Origin of the sequence: Streptomyces sp. bgisy159, from assembly GCF_965341775.1 — a bacterium.
Taxonomy (GTDB): Bacteria; Actinomycetota; Actinomycetes; order Streptomycetales; family Streptomycetaceae; genus Streptomyces.
Genome location: NZ_CBDQZH010000016.1, coordinates 1 through 20,139, shown reverse-complemented (window position 1 = coordinate 20,139; position 20,139 = coordinate 1). Strand labels below are relative to the sequence as shown.

General features: G+C 70.3%; 16 protein-coding genes. 2 read left to right on the top strand and 14 right to left on the bottom strand.

Going from position 1 to position 20,139, the window contains the following annotated elements:
- Window positions 1–7: 7 nt before the first annotated feature.
- The 10 genes from mltG to ACSLTV_RS17585 all read right to left on the bottom strand — a co-directional run bounded on the left by mltG (window position 8) and on the right by ACSLTV_RS17585 (window position 11,429).
- On the bottom strand, window positions 8–1,807 hold the full coding sequence (mltG, locus tag ACSLTV_RS17630; protein ID WP_432139819.1) for an endolytic transglycosylase MltG: 1,800 nt from the start codon (window positions 1,805–1,807) through the stop codon (window positions 8–10).
- Window positions 1,808–1,932: 125 nt separating this feature from the next.
- A complete protein-coding gene (gene ruvX, locus ACSLTV_RS17625; RefSeq protein ID WP_432139818.1) occupies window positions 1,933–2,397 on the bottom strand; it encodes a Holliday junction resolvase RuvX in 465 nt (154 codons plus the stop codon).
- 2 nt (window positions 2,398–2,399) lie between these two features.
- Window positions 2,400–5,072: an alanine--tRNA ligase gene (gene alaS / locus ACSLTV_RS17620; RefSeq protein ID WP_432139817.1), complete on the bottom strand. Its 2,673-nt coding sequence runs from the start codon at window positions 5,070–5,072 to the stop codon at window positions 2,400–2,402.
- Window positions 5,072–5,434 carry a hypothetical protein gene (locus tag ACSLTV_RS17615; RefSeq protein WP_432139816.1) on the bottom strand — a complete coding sequence of 121 codons (363 nt, stop codon included), beginning with the start codon at window positions 5,432–5,434 and terminating at the stop codon, window positions 5,072–5,074. The genes alaS and ACSLTV_RS17615 overlap by 1 nt, the downstream gene beginning before the upstream one ends.
- A gap of 9 nt (window positions 5,435–5,443) precedes the next feature.
- A complete protein-coding gene (locus ACSLTV_RS17610; protein WP_432139815.1) occupies window positions 5,444–5,869 on the bottom strand; it encodes a DUF948 domain-containing protein in 426 nt (141 codons plus the stop codon).
- A gap of 195 nt (window positions 5,870–6,064) precedes the next feature.
- On the bottom strand, window positions 6,065–6,679 hold the full coding sequence (gene rpsD, locus ACSLTV_RS17605; RefSeq protein WP_398863023.1) for a 30S ribosomal protein S4: 615 nt from the start codon (window positions 6,677–6,679) through the stop codon (window positions 6,065–6,067).
- 298 nt (window positions 6,680–6,977) lie between these two features.
- On the bottom strand, window positions 6,978–8,333 hold the full coding sequence (locus ACSLTV_RS17600) for a replication-associated recombination protein A (protein ID WP_432139814.1): 1,356 nt from the start codon (window positions 8,331–8,333) through the stop codon (window positions 6,978–6,980).
- Window positions 8,334–8,536: 203 nt separating this feature from the next.
- Window positions 8,537–9,196: a vitamin K epoxide reductase family protein gene (locus ACSLTV_RS17595; protein ID WP_435612450.1), complete on the bottom strand. Its 660-nt coding sequence runs from the start codon at window positions 9,194–9,196 to the stop codon at window positions 8,537–8,539.
- Window positions 9,197–9,436: 240 nt separating this feature from the next.
- Complete coding sequence (gene hisS, locus ACSLTV_RS17590) at window positions 9,437–10,699, bottom strand: histidine--tRNA ligase (protein WP_435612449.1); 1,263 nt, start codon at window positions 10,697–10,699, stop codon at window positions 9,437–9,439.
- Window positions 10,700–10,712: 13 nt separating this feature from the next.
- Window positions 10,713–11,429, bottom strand: a complete 717-nt coding sequence (locus tag ACSLTV_RS17585; RefSeq protein WP_435612448.1) for an MBL fold metallo-hydrolase — start codon at window positions 11,427–11,429, stop codon at window positions 10,713–10,715.
- A gap of 129 nt (window positions 11,430–11,558) precedes the next feature.
- Between ACSLTV_RS17585 and ACSLTV_RS17580 the strand changes: the two genes are divergently transcribed.
- On the top strand, window positions 11,559–12,377 hold the full coding sequence (locus tag ACSLTV_RS17580; RefSeq protein ID WP_432139810.1) for a peptidylprolyl isomerase: 819 nt from the start codon (window positions 11,559–11,561) through the stop codon (window positions 12,375–12,377).
- A gap of 144 nt (window positions 12,378–12,521) precedes the next feature.
- On the top strand, window positions 12,522–13,751 hold the full coding sequence (locus ACSLTV_RS17575; RefSeq protein WP_432139809.1) for a DUF349 domain-containing protein: 1,230 nt from the start codon (window positions 12,522–12,524) through the stop codon (window positions 13,749–13,751).
- Window positions 13,752–13,858: 107 nt separating this feature from the next.
- On the opposite strand, the gene ACSLTV_RS17570 is transcribed toward ACSLTV_RS17575, so the two are convergent.
- The 4 genes from ACSLTV_RS17570 to secD all read right to left on the bottom strand — a co-directional run bounded on the left by ACSLTV_RS17570 (window position 13,859) and on the right by secD (window position 20,001).
- The gene (locus ACSLTV_RS17570; RefSeq protein ID WP_432139808.1) at window positions 13,859–16,396 is read right to left on the bottom strand and encodes a RelA/SpoT family protein; all 2,538 of its coding nucleotides are present in this window, start codon (window positions 16,394–16,396) and stop codon (window positions 13,859–13,861) included.
- A 184-nt stretch (window positions 16,397–16,580) separates the two neighbouring features.
- Window positions 16,581–17,129: an adenine phosphoribosyltransferase gene (locus ACSLTV_RS17565; RefSeq protein ID WP_432139807.1), complete on the bottom strand. Its 549-nt coding sequence runs from the start codon at window positions 17,127–17,129 to the stop codon at window positions 16,581–16,583.
- Window positions 17,126–18,214 (bottom strand): protein translocase subunit SecF, encoded by a 1,089-nt coding sequence (gene secF, locus ACSLTV_RS17560; protein ID WP_435612447.1) that lies wholly within the window; start codon window positions 18,212–18,214, stop codon window positions 17,126–17,128. Before secF ends, ACSLTV_RS17565 begins: the two co-directional genes overlap by 4 nt.
- 2 nt (window positions 18,215–18,216) lie before the next feature.
- A complete protein-coding gene (gene secD, locus ACSLTV_RS17555; RefSeq protein ID WP_435612446.1) occupies window positions 18,217–20,001 on the bottom strand; it encodes a protein translocase subunit SecD in 1,785 nt (594 codons plus the stop codon).
- Window positions 20,002–20,139: the final 138 nt, after the last annotated feature.

Here is a 20,139-nt window from a genome sequence, read left to right as displayed (position 1 = left end):
GCTCTCGTCAGTTCCCGGTGTTCGCGTTGAACTTGTCCCTGAGCCGCTCGGCCTCGGCCAGGGTCTTGGCGAACTCCGTCTTGTTCATGCCGTCCGTCGCCACGAAGTAGAGCCAGCCCTCGTGGGTGGGATCCATGGTGGCGGCGAGCGCCTCTTCCCCGGGGTTGCCGATCGGCCCCGGCGGGAGGCCGGTGTGGGTGTAGGTGTTGTACGGATCCGGGTTGCTGTTGATCTCGGACGTGCTGATGTGGATGTTGCTCTCGTTGCGCAGGTAGTTGAACGTCGAGTCGAACTGCAGCTTCCGGTTGGTCTCGGTGTTGTCCGGCTTGAGCCGGTTGTAGATGACCTCGGCCATCTTGCGGTAGTCGTCGTGGGTCTTGCCCTCGGCCTGGACGAGGCTGGCGACCGTGATGACCTCCAGCGGGTTCTCCAGCTTCAGCTGCTCGGCCTTGGCGTCGAGGTCGAGCTTGCCGTAGGCCGCGGTGGCGCGGCCGACCATCTCCTTGAGCACCGCCTCGGGCTTCATGCCCTTGGCCGCGGGATAGGTGCCCGGGTAGAGGAAGCCCTCCAGCGGGTCCTTGATGTCCTCGTCGCTGTTGGCCCAGCTCGGCAGCCCGAGGTTCTTGTAGCCTGCCTCGGCGATCTTGCGGGTGGCGCCGGCGGAGAGGCCGAGTTTCTCGTCGATCGCCTTGTAGACCTGGATGTTGCGCTGGCCCGGGGTGACCATCACGTTGGCCTGGCTCTTCGGGTCGAGCATCATCGAGATCGCGCTCCTGGCGGACATCTGCTTGTGCAGGATGTACGCCCCGGCCTGGATCTTCTTGCCCTCGGGGTCGGCCGCGAACGCCGCGACGAAGGCGTCGACGCTCTTGACGACCCCGGCCTCCTTGAGGGCCCGGCCGATCTGGGCGCCGCCCGCGCCCTTGGGGATGGTGACGCTGACGCTCTGGGAGGTGCCGTCGCCCGAGTAGTCCGGCGCCGCGCCGTAACGGTCCTGGTAGAACTGGTAGCCCACGTACGTCACCCCGGCGAGGCCGCCGCCGAACACCAGCAGCACGACCAGGCAGGCGCAGCCGTTGCGGCGTTTCTTGGTGCCCTTGCCGCCTTTGGCGCCCTTGCCGCCGCGCCGGTCGCCGCGGCCGCGCCGGTTGCCCGGCGGTTCGTCGTCCTCGGTGTCGTCGGCGTCGTCGTCGCCGCCCGCGAAGAAGGCGTGCTCGCCCTGGTCGGGGCCGGGGTCCCAGTCGGGTTCGGGCTCGGGTTCGGCGCGTCGGCGGGCCGGTGGCTCCGGGGGCGGGTACGCCTCGGGGGTCTGGTAGAAGTCGGGCTGCTCGCTGCCGTAGGCGGCGGGCTGCCGGCCGTAGGGGTCGCCGGGGTCGGCCGCGTACGGAACCTGAGCGTGCGTTCCCGTGCCGTCCCAGCCGCCGCCCTGGGGGTAGTCCGGCCGGCCCTGCTGCCCCTGGCCGCCCTGGGGAGCCTGCTGCTGCCCGTACTGCTGATCGTACTGTTCGAATTGCTGGCCCTGGCCGGGGTACTGCTGCTGATGCTGCTGGGGGGCGTACTGCTGGCCGTAGGGCCGGCCGTACTCGTCGTACTGCCGGCCGTCCTGGCCGTAGGCGGACTGCTGGGCGCCGGTGCCCCAGTCACCGTACTCCTGGTACTGCGGCTGCTGCGGGTAGTGCTGCGGCCGGTCGCCGTAGGCAGACTGGCGGCCCGTGTGGGCCTGCTGCCCGTCCCATCCGCCGTCCCCGAACAACGGGTCCTCGGGAGGCCACGGTTCGGAGCCGGGGCTCCGGCCATACTCAGTCATCGATCCCCTAGAGCCGCGAGGCGGCGGTCGCCCGGCCGGTGCGGATCCTGGCTTCCGTTCCGCCTCTTTCTGTGCGTCGGCTGTTCGAACACCGGCGCATCGCGCGGAACGTTACCGTATCGCGATCAGATGACCAGTTCGACGCCCTCGCCGGGTGGTCTTCCTGACACCCGTTCGGATTCCAGTGCCTGCTGAAGGATGATCACTGCGGCGGCCTGGTCGATGACGGAGCGTCCCTTCTTGGCCTTCACGCCCGACGCCCGCAACCCCTGCCCGGCCGTCACGGTCGTCATCCGCTCGTCGACGAGACGCACCGGAACCGGGGCGACCCCCCTGGCGAGTTCCTGCGCGAAGCCGCGGACCTTGACCGCGGCCGGGCCCTCGCCCCCCTTGAGGGAGCGAGGGAGACCGACCACGATCTCGATCGGCTCGTACTCCTCGACCAGTTGGCGCAGCCGACGGTGGGCTGCGGGCACGTCCCGGCCCGGCACCGTCTCCACCGGCGTGGCGAGGATCCCGTCGGGGTCGCACGAGGCGACCCCGATGCGGGCGTCCCCGACGTCGATCGCGAGCCGGCGGCCCCTGCGCATCGTCACTTCGCGGTCTCGGCCACGAGGCGCTCGACGGCGTCGACGGCCTCGCCGAGGGCGGCCGGGTTCTGGCCGCCGCCCTGGGCGACGTCCGGCTTGCCGCCACCGCCGCCGCCGAGCGTCTTGGCGGCCGTGCGGACCAGGTCACCGGCCTTGAGGCCGCGCTCGCGGGCGGCGTCGTTGGTGGCGATGACCGTGAGCGGCTTGCCGTTGTTGACCGTGAACAGGGCGACCACGGCGGCCCGGCCGCCCTGGATGCGGCCGCGCACGTCGAGGACCAGCCGGCGCAGGTCGTCGGGGGTCGTGCCGTCCGGCACCCGGCCCGTGACCACGGCCACCCCGCGCACGTCCTTGGCGGACTCGGCGAGACCGGCGGCGGCCTGCAGCACCTTCTCGGCGCGGAACTTCTCGATCTCCTTCTCGGCGTCCTTCAGCTTGCCGAGCATGGCGGAGACCTTCTCCGGGAGTTCCTCCGGGCGGCCCTTGACGAGCTCCTGGAGCTGGGCGACGACGGTGTGCTCGCGGGCCAGGAAGTTGTAGGCGTCGACGCCGACGAGGGCCTCGATGCGGCGCACGCCCGAGCCGATCGACGATTCGCCGAGCAGCTTCACCAGACCGAGCTGGGCGGTGTTGTGGACGTGCGTGCCGCCGCACAGCTCCTTGGAGAAGTCGCCGATGGTGACCACGCGGACGCGCTCGCCGTACTTCTCGCCGAACTCGGCGATGGCGCCCTGCTTCTTGGCCTCGTCGATGCCCATGACCTCGGCGTGCACGTCGAGGTCGCGGGCCAGCACCTCGTTGATCTTCTGTTCGACGTCCGTCATCACGGCCGTCGGCACGGCCGACGGCGAGCCGAAGTCGAAGCGGAAGCGGCCGGGCTGGTTCTCCGAACCGGCCTGGGCGGCCGTCGGGCCGAGGGCGTCGCGCAGGGCCTGGTGGGTCAGGTGGGTGGCCGAGTGGGCGCGGGCGATGGCCTTGCGGCGCAGGTTGTCGATGGTGGCGTGGGCCGTGGCGCCGACGGTGACCTCGCCGACCTGGACGACGCCCTTGTGGACGTAGACGCCCGGGACCGGCTTCTGGCAGTCGCGGACCTCGATGACGGCGCCGGAGTCGACCTTGATGCGGCCGGTGTCGCCGATCTGGCCGCCGCCCTCGGCGTAGAACGGGGTGCGGTCGAGGACGATCTCGACCTCGTCGCCCTCGGTGGCGGCCGGGGAGGACACACCGTCGACGAGGATGCCGACGATTCTCGACTCGCCCTCGGTGTCGCCGTAGCCGATGAACTCGGTCTCACCGGCGGCGTCGGCGATCTCGCGGTAGGCGCCCATGTCGGCGTGGCCGGTCTTCTTGGCCTGGGCGTCGGCCTTGGCGCGCTCCCGCTGCTCCTTCATCAGGCGGCGGAAGCCGTCCTCGTCCACGGACAGCCCCTGCTCGGCGGCCATCTCCAGGGTGAGGTCGATCGGGAAGCCCCAGGTGTCGTGGAGCAGGAACGCCTTGTCGCCGGGCAGGACGGTGGAGCCGGTGGCCTTGGTCTCGGTGACGGCGGTGTCGAGGATGTTGGTGCCGGCCTTCAGCGTCTTCAGGAAGGCGTTCTCCTCGGCGAGGGCGACCTTCTCGATGCGCTCGCGGTCGGTGATCAGCTCGGGGTACTGCTGACCCATCATGCCGATGACGACGTCGATGAGGTCCTTGACGACCGGGCCGGTGGCGCCGAGCAGGCGCATGTTGCGGATGGCGCGGCGCATGATGCGGCGCAGGACGTAGCCACGGCCCTCGTTGCCGGGGGTGACGCCGTCGCCGATGAGCATCACGGAGGTCCGCATGTGGTCGGTGACCACGCGCAGGGAGACGTCCGAGGCATGGGCGTCGCCGTAGGCCACGCCGGTCAGTTCGGTGGCCTTCCTGATGACGGCCATGGAGGTGTCGATCTCGTACATGTTCTGCACGCCCTGCAGAATCATGGCGAGGCGCTCCAGGCCGAGGCCGGTGTCGATGTTCTTGCTCGGCAGCTCGCCGAGGATCTCGAAGTTGTCCTTGCCGATGCCCTCGCCGCGCTCGTACTGCATGAAGACGAGGTTCCAGATCTCCACGTACCGCTCGTCGTTGACGGCGGGGCCGCCCTCGACGCCGAACTCGGGGCCGCGGTCGTAGTTGATCTCGGAGCAGGGGCCGCAGGGGCCGGGGACGCCCATGGACCAGTAGTTGTCCTTCATGCCCAGGCGCTGGATCCGCTCCCTGGGCACGCCGACGACCTCGTGCCAGATGCGCTCGGCCTCGTCGTCGTCCTTGTAGACGGTGATCCACAGGCGCTCGGGTTCGAGGCCGTAACCGCCCTTGTCCTGGGGGCTGGTGAGCAGCTCCCAGGCGAGCTTGATGGCGCCTTCCTTGAAGTAGTCGCCGAAGGAGAAGTTGCCGCACATCTGGAAGAAGGTGCCGTGCCGCGTGGTCTTGCCGACCTCTTCGATGTCGGGGGTGCGCACGCACTTCTGCACGCTGGTGGCACGGTCGAACGGCGGCTTGACCTCACCCAGGAAGTAGGGCTTGAAGGGCACCATGCCGGCGGGGACCAGGAGCAGAGTCGGGTCGTCCGCGATGAGCGACGCCGAAGGGACGACGGTGTGCCCGCGCTCCTCGAAGAAGCTCAGCCAGCGGCGGCGAATCTCGGCCGACTCCATCAGTGGTCCTCATTCCGGTTGTACGAGTGCTTCGGTTGCGGTGAAAGGGGTGGCTCGATGTACTTCGGTGTGCTGCGGTCGTTCTCGATGGCGCTGTGGCGCCGGGGAGCGGGAAGTTCCGGGTTGTCGTGGATGCCCAGCGCCTCCCCCAGCTCGGCCTCCCTCCGCGCCATGTTGTCGCGGACGTCGACGGCGAAGCCGACCGCGCGGTCCTTGAGCCGGTGCCCCGTCTCCAGCGCCTTGTTGGCCGCGGTCGCGGCGAGGCTCTCGGGGGTGAGCTGCCTCAGCTTGCGGTTGACCTTGGTGGTGGCCCAGACACCGGCGGCGACGCCCGTGCTGAACCAGAACGTACGGCGGAACATCGCTGGCTCTCAGTCCCTCTTCCCACGGGCTCGGGAGACCGTCCGGCCCACGATCACGGTGCGCCGGGACGTCTTGGCGGGCGCGTCCTCCCTGCGGCCGCCGAGGGCGCGGCGGACGCCGTACCCGAACGCGGCGACCTTGACCAGCGGGCCGCCGAAGGTGGAGGCGACGGTGGTCGAGAGGGCGGAGGCGTTGGAGGTGACCTCCTGGACGTCGGAGGCGATCGCGTCGACCCGGTCGATCTGGGTCTGCGCGGAGCGCACGGCCGCGGAGGCGTCGGCGAGCAGCGGTACGGCCTGGTCGGTCACGTCCGCCACCAGCTTGGTGGTCGCCCTGAGCGTCTGGGCCAGCCTCACCAACGCGACGGCGAGGAAGGAGACCAGGATCGCCCAGAAAACGGCCACGAGGATTCCGGCCACCTCTCCACCGGACACCGCGCACCTGCTCTCTGAAGTGTGTGCAAACCCTAGGGTGCGAGCCTATCGCGACCGGCGTGGCACTCCGCACCGCATTACGGGCCCGCGGGGAGCAGGCCGCTCGCGGGTACGCGAGAGCCCGCCGCCCCGCCCGCCCGGGGAGGGCGGGGGGACGGCGGGCTCGGGCGCGGAAGTGCTACGACCGTCGAAGGATCAACGGGCGTAGTACTCGACGACGAGCTGCTCGTCGCAGATCACCGGGATCTCCTTGCGGTTCGGCTCGCGGTCCAGGCGGAACGCCAGGGCCTTGAGGTTCACCTGGAGGTAGCGCGGGGTCTCGCCGTCGGGGGCGAAGCCGCCCTCGCGGGCGATCGAGAAGAGGGTCTTCTCGCGGCTGCGCTCGCGGACCATCACGACGTCGTCCGGCTTGACGCGGAAGGACGGCTTGTCGACCTTCTGGCCGTTGACCTCGATGTGGCCGTGCACGACCATCTGGCGGGCCTGGTAGATGGTGCGGGCGATGCCCGAACGCAGGACCAGGGCGTCGAGACGGCGCTCCAGCTCCACGATCAGGGCCTCACCGGTCTTGCCCTGGACCTTGGACGCGCGCTCGTAGGCGCGGACCAGCTGGCGCTCGGAGATGTCGTACTGCGCGCGCAGACGCTGCTTCTCCAGCAGACGGACCTTGTAGTCCGAGTTCTGCTTGCGGCCACGGCCGTGCTCACCCGGCGGGTAGGGGCGGGCCTCGAAGTACTTGACGGCCTTCGGGGTCAGCGCGATGCCGAGGGCACGCGACTTCTTGACCTTGGGGCGGGACTGGTTCGCCACTTGTCTCTCATTTCCATGGTTCTCGGCTCGTCAGGGTTGAGGGAGGTCGCATCCGCAGCCGGGGAAACCCGCCGGGTCCGTTGCCGGTCCTGGTGGGCAGCCGCTCCCCTGGTCTGGGCACATACGTGCAGCACGCGAGTGGCCCACCGGCCGGTCCCGTCCTGCGACGGGTGGTGGTGGGCTGCCCGCGACACCGTTCGACGGTGCGCGACGCTCCTGGAACCCCTTGCGGGGGTCCGGCTGGATGTCCCGCTCTGACAGCGCGGGACTCAGCACTCCGGCCGAGTTTACAGGGTGGTCAGGGCCGCTTGCGACCGAGGTGCGTGCGGGTCCATTCCACGGCGTCCGCGTAGCGCGCCTCGGCACCGTGCCGGGTCGGGGTGTAGTACTCGCGGTCCTTCAGGGCATCCGGCGCGTACTGCTGCTCGGCGATGCCCTCCGCGAGGTCGTGCGGATACACGTACCCCTGGGCGTGGCCCAGTTTCGCCGCTCCCTTGTAGTGCCCGTCGCGCAGATGCGGCGGCACGGGTCCGGCCAGTCCCTTGCGTACGTCGTCCAGGGCGGCGCCGATCGCGGTGGTGGCGGAGTTGGACTTGGGGGCCAGGGCGAGGGCGATGGTGGCGTGGCTCAGGGTGAGGGCGGCCTCCGGGAAGCCGATCATGGCGACGGCCTGGGCGGCGGCCACGGCTGTGGGCAGGGCGTTCGGATCGGCGAGGCCGATGTCCTCGCTGGCGGAGATCATCAGGCGGCGCGCGATGAACCGGGGGTCCTCGCCGGCCTCGATCATGCGGGCCAGGTAGTGCAGGGCGGCGTCGACGTCAGAGCCGCGGATGGACTTGATCAGGGCGCTGGCGACGTCGTAGTGCTGGTCCCCGTCGCGGTCGTACTTCACCGCCGCGCGGTCGACGGTCTCCTCCAGCGTGCCCAGGGCGATCTCGGTCTCACCCTTGTCGAGCGCGGCGCCGGCGGCGGCCTCCAGGGCGGTCAGGGCGCGGCGGGCGTCTCCCCCGGCGATGCGCAGCAGATGGTTCTCGGTGTGCTCGGGGAGGGTGACGGCGCCGTTGAGTCCGCGCTCGTCGGTGAGGGCGCGCCGCAGCAGCCCGCGGACGTCATCGTCGGTGAGGGGTTCCAGGGTGAGCAGCAGGGAGCGGGAGAGCAGCGGGGAGATCACCGAGAAGTACGGGTTCTCGGTCGTCGCCGCGATCAGGGTCACCCAGCGGTTCTCGACGGCCGGGAGAAGGGAGTCCTGCTGGGCCTTGCTGAAGCGGTGGATCTCGTCGAGGAAGAGGACGGTCTCCTTGCCGTAGCCGCCGCTGGCCCGGCGGGCGCCGTCGATGACCGCGCGGACCTCCTTGACGCCGGCGGTGATCGCCGACAGTTCGACGAAGCGCTTGTCGGTGGCCTTGGAGACCACGTACGCCAGCGTGGTCTTGCCGGTGCCGGGTGGTCCCCACAGGATCACGGAGGACGGTCCGGCGGGGCCGCCCGCGCCCTCGCCGACCAGCCGGCGCAGGGGGGAGCCCGGCTTCAGCAGGTGCTGCTGGCCGACGACCTCGTCGAGCGTGCGCGGGCGCATGCGCACGGCGAGCGGACTGGCCGCCGGGTTCTTCTCCTGGCGTTCTTCGGCTGCGGCGGTGAACAGATCGGGCTCCACGCTGAAACCCTAGAACACCGCACCGACAACCCCCTCGGGAGCGCCGGCCGGTCCGCTCGCGTACGTCAGCGATGCGCTCGCGTACGTGAGCCGATGCGCTGGCGTACGTGAGCCGATGCGCTCGGGCCGCCGGCCGGTCGGCGCGGGTTCTCGGACGGCCGTCAGCGGGTCCGCTCGGGCCGTCAGCCGGTTCGCTCGGGCCGTCAGCTGGTCCAGAAGTCCCACCAGCGGGTCAGGATCAGCATGCCGATGATGCCGATGTGCAGCAGCGGCAGTACCCAGGTGAAGTCGCCGAAGAAGTTCCTCAGCCAGGGCGGCGCGGGCAGGAAGCGGTTCCTGACGTTGAACGAGGTCACGTACCAGAACATGATGATCGTGGCGACCCAGGCCAGGGAGCACCACAGGCACAGGGCGTTGATCCGGTACAGCGACTGGAACATCAGCCAGGCGCAGAAGCTGACGCCGAACAGGCAGCCGGCGTTGAAGGTGAGCCAGTACCAGCGCGGGAAGCGGGCCCGGGCGAGCAGGCTCATGCCGACGCCGATCACGATGCCGTAGGCCACCAGGCCGAGCATCGGGTTGGGGAAGCCGAAGACGGAGGCCTGGTCGGACTCCATGACACTGCCGCAGGACACCACCGGGTTCAGGCTGCAGCCCGGGGTGAAGGTCCTGCCCTCGACCTTGGCCTCGAGGAGCTTGAACTTGTCGATGGTGATGACCCACGCGGCGAGCAGTCCGGCCGCACCGGTGATCACCAGCAGCAGCGCGAAGGCTCTGCTGACGCCCACCGTCCGCGGAACGGCCGCCTCGCCGTGCTCCGGCTCGGGCTCCGTGGAGACGTCTTTCACTGTCGTCTTGCTCATCAGGCCGATTCCGTCTGCTTGAGAGTTGGACCTTCTTCGGGCAGGGGCCATTGTGCCGTACGAGGCTGTGCCCCCGCCGTTGACCGGAGATAAGGAGCCATCCCCAACGCCCCTTGCCTCACTCACGATCGTCTCTCCGCGGCCCGTCGGGTGGGAACCGTCTCCGCGGATGAATCGGCACGCACCCGGTTGACGGACGGGGGCGTCGAGGGCCCCGGCCCTCGCCGCCCCCGCGCCCGCTCAGCCCAGCCGGGACTCCAGTTCCGCCACGATCTCGTTGACGCCGACGGCCGTCTGCTCGCCGGACTCCATGTCCTTGAGCTGGACGACGCCCTCGGCGAGGTCGCGCTCGCCGGCGACGACCGTGTAGCGGGCGCCGCTGCGGTTGGCGCTCTTCATGGCGCCCTTCAGGCCCTTGCCGCCGTAGGCGAAGTCCGCCGCGACACCGAGCTTGCGCAGTTCGGTGACCTTGGCGAACAGCAGCCGGCGGGCCTCGTCGCCGAGCGCCACGGCGTAGACCGAGGTGGTCGAGGGCAGGTCCAGCTCCACGCCCTCCGCCTCCAGCGCCAGCACCGTGCGGTCGACGCCGAGCGCCCAGCCGACGGACGGCAGCGCCGGGCCGCCGATCATCTCGGACAGGCCGTCGTAGCGGCCGCCGCCGCCCACCGCGGACTGGGAGCCCAGGCCGTCGTGGACGAACTCGAAGGTGGTGCGGGTGTAGTAGTCGAGGCCGCGGACCAGCTTGGGGTCGTCCTCGAAGGCGACGCCGGCGGCCGTGATCAGGTCCCGGACCTCCTCGTGGTACGCCTTGCAGGCGTCGCACAGGTAGTCCCGCAGCAGCGGGGCGTCACCGAGCTGCTTCTGGACCGACTCGCGCTTGTCGTCCAGGACGCGCAGCGGGTTGATCTCCGCGCGGCGCAGCGTGTCCTCGTCGAGGTCGAGGCCGCGCAGGAAGTCCTGCAGCGCCGCCCGGTACACCGGACGGCATTCCTTGTCGCCCAGGCTGTTCAGCAGGATGCGGAAGTCGCGCAGGCCGAGCGAGCGGTACGCCTGGTCGGCCAGGATGATCAGCTCGGCGTCCAGCGCCGGGTCCTCGGCGCCGATCGCTTCCGCTCCGACCTGCGAGAAGTGGCGGTAACGGCCCTTCTGGGGGCGCTCGTAGCGGTAGTACGAGCCGGAGTACCAGAGCTTGACGGGGAGGTTGCCGCTCTTGTGGAGATTGGCCTCCAGCGCGGCGCGCAGCACGGACGCGGTGCCCTCGGGACGCAGGGCGAGCTTGTCGCCGCCCTTGGTCTCGAAGGCGTACATCTCCTTGGTGACGATGTCGGTGGACTCGCCGACCCCGCGCGCGAAGAGTTCGACGTTCTCGAAGCCGGGGGTCTCGATGTAGCCGTAGCCGGAGTTACGCAGGGGCGCGGCGATCGCCTCGCGGACCGCGAGGAACCTCGCGGAGTCGGGCGGCAGCAGGTCGTAGGTGCCCTTGGGGGCCTTGAAGGTGCTCACGGAAGGTCTCTCGTCACATTCCTCGTCGGGGAGCCTCGGCGGCGCCGCGTCCTTGGGCGTCCGCCGTCACCTGCCGCAGATAGGCGTTGGTGGCGCGCTCCTGGCCGATGGTCGTCTGGGGGCCGTGGCCGGACAGCACCACGGTGGAGTCGTCGAGCGGCAGGCACACGCGGGCCAGCGACTCGAGCATGTCCGCCATGGATCCGCCCGGCAGGTCGGTGCGTCCGACGGAGCCGGCGAACAGCAGGTCCCCGGAGAAGAACACCGACGGGATGTCGGCGCTCTCGGGCAGCCTGAAGGTCACCGACCCCCTGGTATGGCCCGGCGCGTGCGCGACGGTCAGCTCCAGACCGGCCAGTTCCAGCTTCGTGCCGTCGGTCAGCTCCCGGACGTCGTCCGGTTCCCCGATGGTCAGCTCACCCATCAGCTGCATGCCGATGGACCGGCCGAGCGCCTTCTCCGGGTCGCTCATCATGTAGCGGTCCTCGGGGTGGATCCAGGCCGGCACGTCGTGTGCGCCGCACACGGGGACGACCGAGGCCACGTGGTCGAGGTGGCCGTGGGTGAGGACGACGGCGGCGGGCTTGAGCCGATGCTTCTTCAGTGCTTCCTCGACTCCTGGGGCGGCCTCGTGGCCCGGGTCGATGATCACGCACTCCTCACCGGCGGCGGGGGCGACGAGGTAGCAGTTCGTCCCCCAGGCACCGGCAGGGAACCCGGCAATGAGCACGATCGTCCTTCGTTTGTGTCGATACGGGTGGCTACGGCTTCCGTCCGAGCCTACCGGCGCTGCCGATTCCTCAGCGAACCCATATACGGTACGGGGCACACACAGACGGACGTACAAGGAGACAACCCGGTGGTCACCCAGGAACAGCGGCGGCGGCAGCTCGCCCGGGAGAAGTTCTTGCGGCAGCAGCAGCGGCGCACCGAGGCGCGTCGGAAGGCCAAGGTCCGCAACTCGGTCATCGCGTCGGTGCTCGGCGTGGTCCTGGTGGGCAGCCTGGCGCTGTACACGACCGGGGTCATGAAGGACGACAAGGACGACAAGGCCAACGCGAGCGCGACGGCCGAGGCCAGTCCCAGCCCCAGCGCGGTCGAGGACCCCTGCGAGAAGCCCGCCGCCGGCGAGGTCAAGAAGCAGACGTGGCAGAAGGAACCGGCGCTGTCGATCGACAAGTCGGCGAAGTACACCATGAAGCTGTCGACGACGTGCGGCGAGATAGACGTCGCGCTGAAGGCGTCGGCGGCCCCGCACACCGTCAACTCGTTCGCCTTCCTGGCCGGAAAGGGCTACTTCGACCACACGAAGTGCCACCGGCTCACCACCATGGGCATCTACGTGCTGCAGTGCGGCGACCCGACGGCCACGGGCACCGGCGGCCCCGGCTACAAGATCGCGGACGAGAACCTGAAGGACGCGGCCCTGAAGAACAACACCTACCCGGCGGGCACGGTCGCGATGGCCAACAGCGGCCCGAACACCAACGGCAGCCAGTTCTTCCTGGTGTACGAGGACAGTGAGCTGCCGCCCAACTACACACCGTTCGGTACGGTGTCCGCCGAGGGCATGAAGGTGCTGAAGAAGATCGCCGCCGCGGGCGAGAACACGGGGGCCGGTGACGGGGCCCCGAACGCGACCGTGGTGATCGACAAGGCGACGGTCACCAAGTCCTGACCACCGGCGCGACCAGCAGCGGAATTTCGGTCGCGCTGGATGCGGACAGGCGGCCCGCCGGTCGCCTATGTTGGCCGTGACGAAACTGTGGACGATGCCCGGGGGAGCTGAGGCCCCCCGCAGGCATCATGTGGAGGAGGCGCTGTGAGCAGCGACCCGTGGGGCCGCGTCGACGAGGCGGGGACCGTGTACGTGCGTACGGCCGACGGCGAGAAGGTCGTCGGTTCCTGGCAGGCCGGCTCCCCTGACGAGGCGCTGGCCTACTTCGAGCGCAAGTACGAGGGCCTGGTTGTCGAGATCGGCCTCCTCGAGAAGCGTGTCCGGACGACCGATCTGTCGGCGAAGGACGCCCAGGTCGCCATCGACCACCTGCGCGAGCAGGTGGACGCACATCACGCGGTCGGCGACCTGGACGCGCTGCGGGCCCGTCTGGACAAGCTGGTGTCGACGGTCGAGGCGCGGCGCGAGGAGCGCAAGGCGCAGCGGGCCAAGCAGTCCGACGAGGCCCGGCGGGCCAAGGAGGAGCTGGTCACCGAGGCCGAGCAGCTGGCCCAGTCCGATCAGTGGCGGGCCGCCGGAGAGCGGCTGCGGGCCCTGGTGGACACCTGGAAGGGACTCCCGCGGCTGGACCGCAAGTCCGACGACGAGCTGTGGCACCGCTTCTCGCACGCGCGCTCGGCGTTCTCCAAGCGCCGCAAGGCCCACTTCGCCCAGCTGGACGCGCAGCGCGAGGAGGCCCGCCGGATCAAGGAGCGGCTGGTCGCCGAGGCCGAGTCGCTGTCGGGTTCGACGGACTGGGGTCCGACGGCCGCCCGGTACCGCGAGCTGATGGCCGAGTGGAAGGCCGCCGGCCGCGCCCAGCGCGAGCACGAGGACGATCTGTGGAACCGCTTCCGCGGGGCCCAGGACGTGTTCTTCGCGGCGCGCAGCTCGGTGTTCGCCGAGCGGGACGCGGAGCAGGCGGAGAACCTGAAGCTGAAGGAGGAGCTGGCCGAGGAGGCCGAGAAGCTGCTCCCCGTCGGCGACCTGAAGGCGACGCGGGCCGCGTTCCGTTCGATCAACGAGCGGTGGGAGGCCATCGGCCACGTTCCGCGGGACGCCCGGCCGAAGGTCGAGGGCCGGATGCACGCCGTGGAGCGGGCGATCCAGGACGCCGAGGAGACCGAGTGGCGCCGGACCAACCCGGAGGCGCGCGCACGTGCCGAGGGGCTGACCGGCCAGCTCCAGGCGGCCGTGGACAAGCTGACGGGCCAGATCGAGCAGGCTCGGGCCCAGGGCAACGCCTCGAAGGCCGAGAAGCTGGAGCGTGAGCTGGAGGGCCGCCAGGCCCTGCTGGACCAGGCGCTGAAGGGTCTGCAGGAGTTCGGCGGCTGACGCCGGCCGGACAGACGGCGGAAGGCCCCCGTACCCGAGGTACGGGGGCCTTCCGCCGTCTGCCGCTGTCCTGCTGAGGTCCTTCTGCCGTCCTCCCGGCGTCCCGGCTACGGCTTGCGCGCCGAGGTCACCCGGTACACGTCGTAGACGCCCTCCACGCCCCGTACGGCCTTCAGGACGTGCCCGAGGTGCTTGGGGTCGCCCATCTCGAAGGTGAAGCGGGAGATGGCCACCCGGTCGCGGGAGGTCTGGACGGCCGCGGAGAGGATGTTGACGTGCTGGTCGGACAGGACACGGGTGACGTCGGACAGCAGCCGGGAGCGGTCCAGTGCCTCGACCTGGATGGCGACCAGGAAGACCGAGGACTGGGTGGGGGCCCACGCGACGTCGAGGATCCGCTCGGGCTCGCGGGACAGTGAGTCCACGTTGACGCAGTCGCTGCGGTGCACCGATACGCCGTTGCCCCGGGTGACGAAGCCGATGATCGGATCGCCGGGGACGGGCGTGCAGCAGCGGGCCAGCTTCACCCAGACGTCGTCGACGCCCTTGACGACCACGCCGGGGTCGTTGTTGCTGCGCCGCTTGCGGCCGCGGCCGCGGGACGGCGGGACCGCCTCGTCGATCTCCTCGGTGGCGGCCTCCTCGCCGCCGAGGGCCTGGACCAGCTTCTGCACGACGTTCTGCGCGGCCACGTGGCCCTCGCCGATCGCCGCGTACAGGGAGGAGATGTCCGGGTAGCGCATCTCGTGCGCCAGGGTGACCAGGGAGTCGCCCGTCAGGATGCGCTGGATCGGCAGGTTCTGCTTGCGCATGGCGCGGGCGATGGCGTCCTTGCCCTGTTCGATCGCCTCGTCGCGGCGCTCCTTGGAGAACCAGGCGCGGATCTTGTTGCGGGCCCGGGGCGATTTGACGAAGCCCAGCCAGTCGCGGGAGGGGCCGGCGCCGGACGCCTTGGAGGTGAAGACCTCCACCAGGTCGCCGTTGTCCAGCGTGGACTCCAGCGGTACGAGGCGGCCGTTGACCCGTGCTCCTATGGTGCGGTGGCCGACCTCGGTGTGGACGGCGTACGCGAAGTCGACCGGGGTCGCCCCGGCGGGGAGCGCTATGACATCACCCTTGGGGGTGAAGACGAAGACCTCGTTGCGCGAGAGGTCGAAGCGCAGGGACTCCAGGAACTCGCTGGGGTCCTCGGTCTCCTTCTGCCAGTCCAGGAGTTGCCTGAGCCACGCCATGTCGTTGATGGCGGCCGAATCCTTGCCGGCCTTCCCGGCCGGCTTGGGGCCGTCCGTGCGCACCTTGGACGCCCCGGCGACGGCCTCCTGCTTGTACTTCCAGTGCGCGGCGATGCCGTACTCGGCGCGGCGGTGCATGTCGAAGGTGCGGATCTGCAGCTCGACCGGCTTGCCGTTGGGGCCGATCACCGTGGTGTGCAGCGACTGGTACATGTTGAACTTGGGCATCGCGATGTAGTCCTTGAACCGCCCGGGAACGGGGTTCCAGCGGGCGTGGACCGTGCCCAGCGCGGCGTAGCAGTCGCGGACGGTGTCCACCAGGACGCGGATGCCCACCAGGTCGTAGATCTCCGCGAAGTCACGGCCACGGACGATCATCTTCTGGTAGACGCTGTAGTAGTGCTTGGGACGACCGGTCACGGTCGCCTTGATGCGGGCGGCGCGCAGGTCGGCCTGGACCTCGTCGGTCACTATGGCCAGGTACTCGTCACGCTTCGGTGCCCGCTCGGCCACCAGCCGTACGATCTCGTCGTACATCTTGGGGTAGAGGATCGCGAAGGCGAGGTCCTCCAGCTCCCACTTGATGGTGTTCATGCCGAGGCGGTGGGCGAGCGGCGCGTAGATCTCCAGGGTCTCGCGCGCCTTCTTCTCCTGCTTCTCGCGCTTGAGGTAGCGCATGGTGCGCATGTTGTGCAGGCGGTCGGCGAGCTTGATGACCAGGACGCGGGGGTCCTTGGCCATGGCGACGACCATCTTGCGCACGGTCTCGGCCTGCGCGGCCTCGCCGAACTTGACCTTGTCGAGCTTGGTGACGCCGTCGACGAGGAGGGCGACCACGTCGCCGAAATCGCGGCGCAGGTCGTCCAGGCCGTACTCGGTGTCCTCGACCGTGTCGTGGAGCAGGCCCGCCATCAGGGTGGCCGGATCCATGCCCAGCTCGGCGAGGATGGTGGTGACCGCGAGGGGGTGCGTGATGTACGGGTCGCCGCTCTTGCGCTTCTGGCCGCGGTGCCAGCGCTCGGCGACCTGGTAGGCCCGCTCGATCTGGCGGAGCGTGGAGGTCTCGATCTTGGGGTCGTTGCTGCGCACTATCCGCAGCAGTGGCTCCAGGACCGGGTTGTAGGGGTTCGCGCGCTGGACGCCGAGCCGGGCGAGGCGGGCACGGACGCGGTTGGAGGAGCCGGAGCGGACAGGCGGCTGCGCGGCGGCCGGACGGCCGGCGGCGGTGACCGCGGGGTGCTCGGGAGGGGCCGGCTTGGGGCGGGGGCGCTCGGCCGGCTTGTCGACGGGCGGGGTACGGCCGTGTTCGGCCGTACCGCGGGTGTCGTTCTGCGCGTGCGACGCGGGCTTCGCCGCGGGGGCCGAGGCGGACTCGGGCTTGGCGGCGGTCAGGTGCTGGGCCTCGTCTGGCAAGAGGACTCCTCGTGCGCGATCCGGGTCCCCCGGTCAGGCTCCGGAGCACCCATCGTAGCGAGCCTGCGCCCCAGGATCGCCTTCAGGCCGATGTGAGGGCCTTGTACCGGAGAAACGCAAGGGGCGGGCTCCGGATTCCTCCGGGCCCGCCCCGATGCGGTCTGTCAGTCGGACGGCCAGCTTGTCACAGGGTCAGCAGGGATTCCAGCGGTGCTCCCTTGAGCGCCGTCTCCAGGCGGGGACGGCCCGCCAGGAAGCCCAGCTCCATGAGCACGGCGACGCCCGCGACCTCGGCGCCCGCGCGGTGGATGAGCCGGATCGACGCCTCGGCGGTGCCGCCGGTGGCCAGCACGTCGTCGACGATCAGGATGCGGTCGCCCGGGGCGAGGTCCTCGGCGTGCACCTCGATCTCCGCCGAGCCGTACTCCAGGTCGTAGGCCTGGCTGAGGGTCGCTCCGGGGAGCTTGCCCGCCTTGCGCACGGGGATGAAGCCGAGCCCGGCCCGGACGGCGACCGGGGCGCCCAGGATGAATCCCCGGGCCTCCAGGCCGACCACCTTGGTGGCGCCGGTGCGCTCGGCGATCTCCACGAACGCTTCGGTGAGGACGGCGAACGCGGACGGGTCCGCGAGGAGCGGGGTGATGTCCTTGAACATCACACCCGGCTCGGGGTAGTCCGCGACGTCCCGGATACGGCTGAGGAGCAGCGCCGCGTTGTCCACGAAGTCGGTCATCGGCGCTTCCCTGAGGGTCGGCCCCGGCCCCGGCCCCGCGGTCCGACCACGGCGGGGGCCGCATCGGCCCGGGCGTCGTCGGCGTCGGCCGGCGAGGAGCCGTACTCGGCCTCGGCGGCTGCCTGGGCGCGCTTGGCGAGGACGCGCTTGCGCAGCGCCTTCAGCTGCGGCTCGCGCTCCTTGAGGTCGGCGACGAGCGGCGTGGCGATGAAGATCGACGAGTACGCGCCGGCCGCGAGACCGACGAACAGCGACAGCGAGATGTCGTTGAGCGTGCCCGCGCCGAGGAAGCCGCCGCCGATGAAGAGCAGGCCGGCCACCGGGAGCAGCGCGACCACCGTGGTGTTGACCGACCGCACCAGGGTGCTGTTGATCGAGCGGTTGGCGACGTCGCTGTAGGTGAAGCGGGTCTGCTTGGTGATGTCCTTCGTCTGCTCCTTCAGGGAGTCGAAGACGACGACCGTGTCGTACAGCGAGTAGCCGAGGATGGTCAGCAGACCGATCACCGTGCCGGGGGTGACCTCGAAGCCGACCAGGGCGTAGATGCCGACGGTGATGGTGATGTCGTGGATCAGGGCGACGAGCGCCGCCACGGCCATGCGCCACTCGAAGGCGATGGCCAGGTAGATCACGACGAGGACCATGAAGATCGCCAGACCCTGCCAGGCCTTGTTGGCGATCTGGTCGCCCCAGCTCGGACCGACCAGGTCGGCGTTGATCTGCTCCGCGTCGACCTTGAAGTCCTCGGCGAGGGCCGTCTTGATCTTGTCGGACTGCTGGGTGTCCATGCCGGCGATCTGGATGCGCAGCGTGTCGTTGCCGAGCCGCTGGACGACGACCTCGTGGCCGGAGGCGTCGTGCGCGTACTCCTCCGCCTGGGAGACCGAGACGCTGGTCTTGGGCGTGGTGAAGACGGCGCCGCCCTGGAAGTCGATGCCCATGTTCAGGCCGCGCACCGCCAGGCCGACGAAGGCCGTGATGGTGATCAGGATCGAGATGCCGTACCAGAGCTTGCGGTGGCCGATGAAGTCGTAGCTGACCTCGCCACGGTGCAGTCGGGCGCCGAGGTTGCCGAGTTTCGACATCGCTACGCCTCCTTCGTCTCGACGGGGCCGGCGGCGGGTCCGGCGGGGCGGCGGGTCCGGCGCAGCGGCGGCTTGGCGCCGAGGCTCTTGGGGTCGAGGCCGGACCACTTGTGACCGCCGGAGAAGAACGGGCGGCGGGCGAGGATCGTCATCAGCGGCTTGGTGAAGAAGAAGACCACGACGACGTCGAGGACGGTGGTCAGACCGAGGGTGAACGCGAAGCCCTGGACCTTGCCGACGCTGACGATGAACAGCACGGCGGCGGCGAGGAACGACACGAAGTCGGAGACCAGGATGGTGCGCCGGGCGCGCGGCCAGGCCCGCTCGACGGCGGGGCGCAGGGTGCGGCCCTCTCGGATCTCGTCCCGGATGCGTTCGAAGTACACGATGAACGAGTCCGCGGTGATTCCGATGGCCACGATGGCACCGCACACGGCGGGCAGGTTCAGCGCGAAGCCGATGGCCGGGCCGAGCAGCGACATGATCACGTAGGTGAGTGCGGCGGAGACCAGCAGCGAGCAGATCGCGATGAGCGACAGCCCCCGGTAGTAGGCCACCAGGTAGATCACGACCAGGGCCAGGCCGATGGCGCCCGCGAGCAGACCGGCGCGCAGCTGCTCACCGCCGAGCGCGGCGGTCACCGTGGTCACGCTCTGCTCCTTGAAGGAGAGCGGGAGGGCACCGTAGGAGAGCATGTTGGCGAGGTTCTGGGCCTCGTCCTGGGAGAAGCTGCCGGAGATCCGGGCCTCGCCGCCGGTGATGGCGGAGCTCACGTACGGGCTGGAGACGACCTCGCCGTCCAGGACGATGCCGAACTCGTTCTGCGGGGGCTGGTTCTGCGCGAGCTTGCCGGTGACGTCGGCGAACTTGTCGGCGCCCTTGCCGGTGAAGGTCATGTTGACCTGCCAGCCCGACGCGCCCTGGGTGTCGAAGACCGCCTGGGCCTTCTTCACCTCGGTGCCGTCGACGCCGGCCGGACCGAGCAGGTACTTGTACCAGGTGCCGTCGACCTCGCCGCAGGCGACGATGGTGTCGGTGGGCTTGGTGCCCTCCGCGGCCTTCCTGCGGGCGGCCTCGTCGGTGCAGTCCAGGGCGGCGTACTTGGTCTGGAGGGCGGCGGCGTCGGTGGCCGTGGAGTCTCCGGCGCTCGCGGACGGCGAGGGGCTCGCGGCGCCGGAGGCGCTCGCGGAGGCGGACGGCGAGGCGGTGGCCTTCAGCGCGTCGGTGACGGGGCGGCCCTGCGAGGTCGCGGAGGCCGACGGGGAGCCGGTGGCGGACGGGGACGACGACGGCGTCGCCTCCTCGCCCGTGGCCGAGGCGCCCGGCGACGGGCTCGCGGAACCACTGGCGGACCCGCTCGGGGACGCGCTCGGGGCGGCGGCGCCGGTGGCCTCCTGGGACAGGACCGGGCGGAAGTACAGCTTGGCGGTGGTGCCGACCTGTGCCCGGGCCTCCTCGGAGTTGGTGCCCTTGGGGATGTTCACGATGATGTTGCGATCACCCTGGGTCTGCACCTCCGCCTCGGAGACGCCCAGGCCGTTGACCCGGCGGTGCATGATCTCCACCGCGGTGTCCATGTTGGCCTTGTTGATCGCGGATCCCTGGTCGGCCTTGGCCTCGAGCGTGATGCTCGTGCCGCCGGCAAGGTCGATGCCCAGACGCGGGGTGGTCTGGCCGGTGGCGAACATGCCTCCGGTGAGCCCCACGATGGCGATCAGGATCAGGGCCAGCGAGCGCCATGGCTTGCTCTGGGCGCTCGCGCTCCGGCCCTTTTTAGGTGCTGCCACCTTCTCGTACTCCCTCTCGGGCCGCTCCGCACCGGATCAGCGGGCGGGCGGCCATGACTGGTGTCGGGACCCCTGCGAGATCGGCAGGGTCCGGGGGGGGGGGGGGGGGGGGGGGGGGGGGGGGGGGGGGGGGGGGGG

Excerpts from the sequence above, each read along its gene's own strand:
- ACSLTV_RS17595 (WP_435612450.1), bottom strand. The coding sequence starts at position 9,196 with ATGAGCAAGACGACAGTGAAAGACGTCTCCACGGAGCCCGAGCCGGAG.
- secF (WP_435612447.1), bottom strand. The coding sequence starts at position 18,214 with ATGTCGAAACTCGGCAACCTCGGCGCCCGACTGCACCGTGGCGAGGTC.
- ruvX (WP_432139818.1), bottom strand. The coding sequence starts at position 2,397 with ATGCGCAGGGGCCGCCGGCTCGCGATCGACGTCGGGGACGCCCGCATC.
- alaS (WP_432139817.1), bottom strand. The coding sequence starts at position 5,072 with ATGGAGTCGGCCGAGATTCGCCGCCGCTGGCTGAGCTTCTTCGAGGAG.
- ACSLTV_RS17615 (WP_432139816.1), bottom strand. The coding sequence starts at position 5,434 with ATGTTCCGCCGTACGTTCTGGTTCAGCACGGGCGTCGCCGCCGGTGTC.
- ACSLTV_RS17565 (WP_432139807.1), bottom strand. The coding sequence starts at position 17,129 with ATGACCGACTTCGTGGACAACGCGGCGCTGCTCCTCAGCCGTATCCGG.
- mltG (WP_432139819.1), bottom strand. The coding sequence starts at position 1,807 with ATGACTGAGTATGGCCGGAGCCCCGGCTCCGAACCGTGGCCTCCCGAG.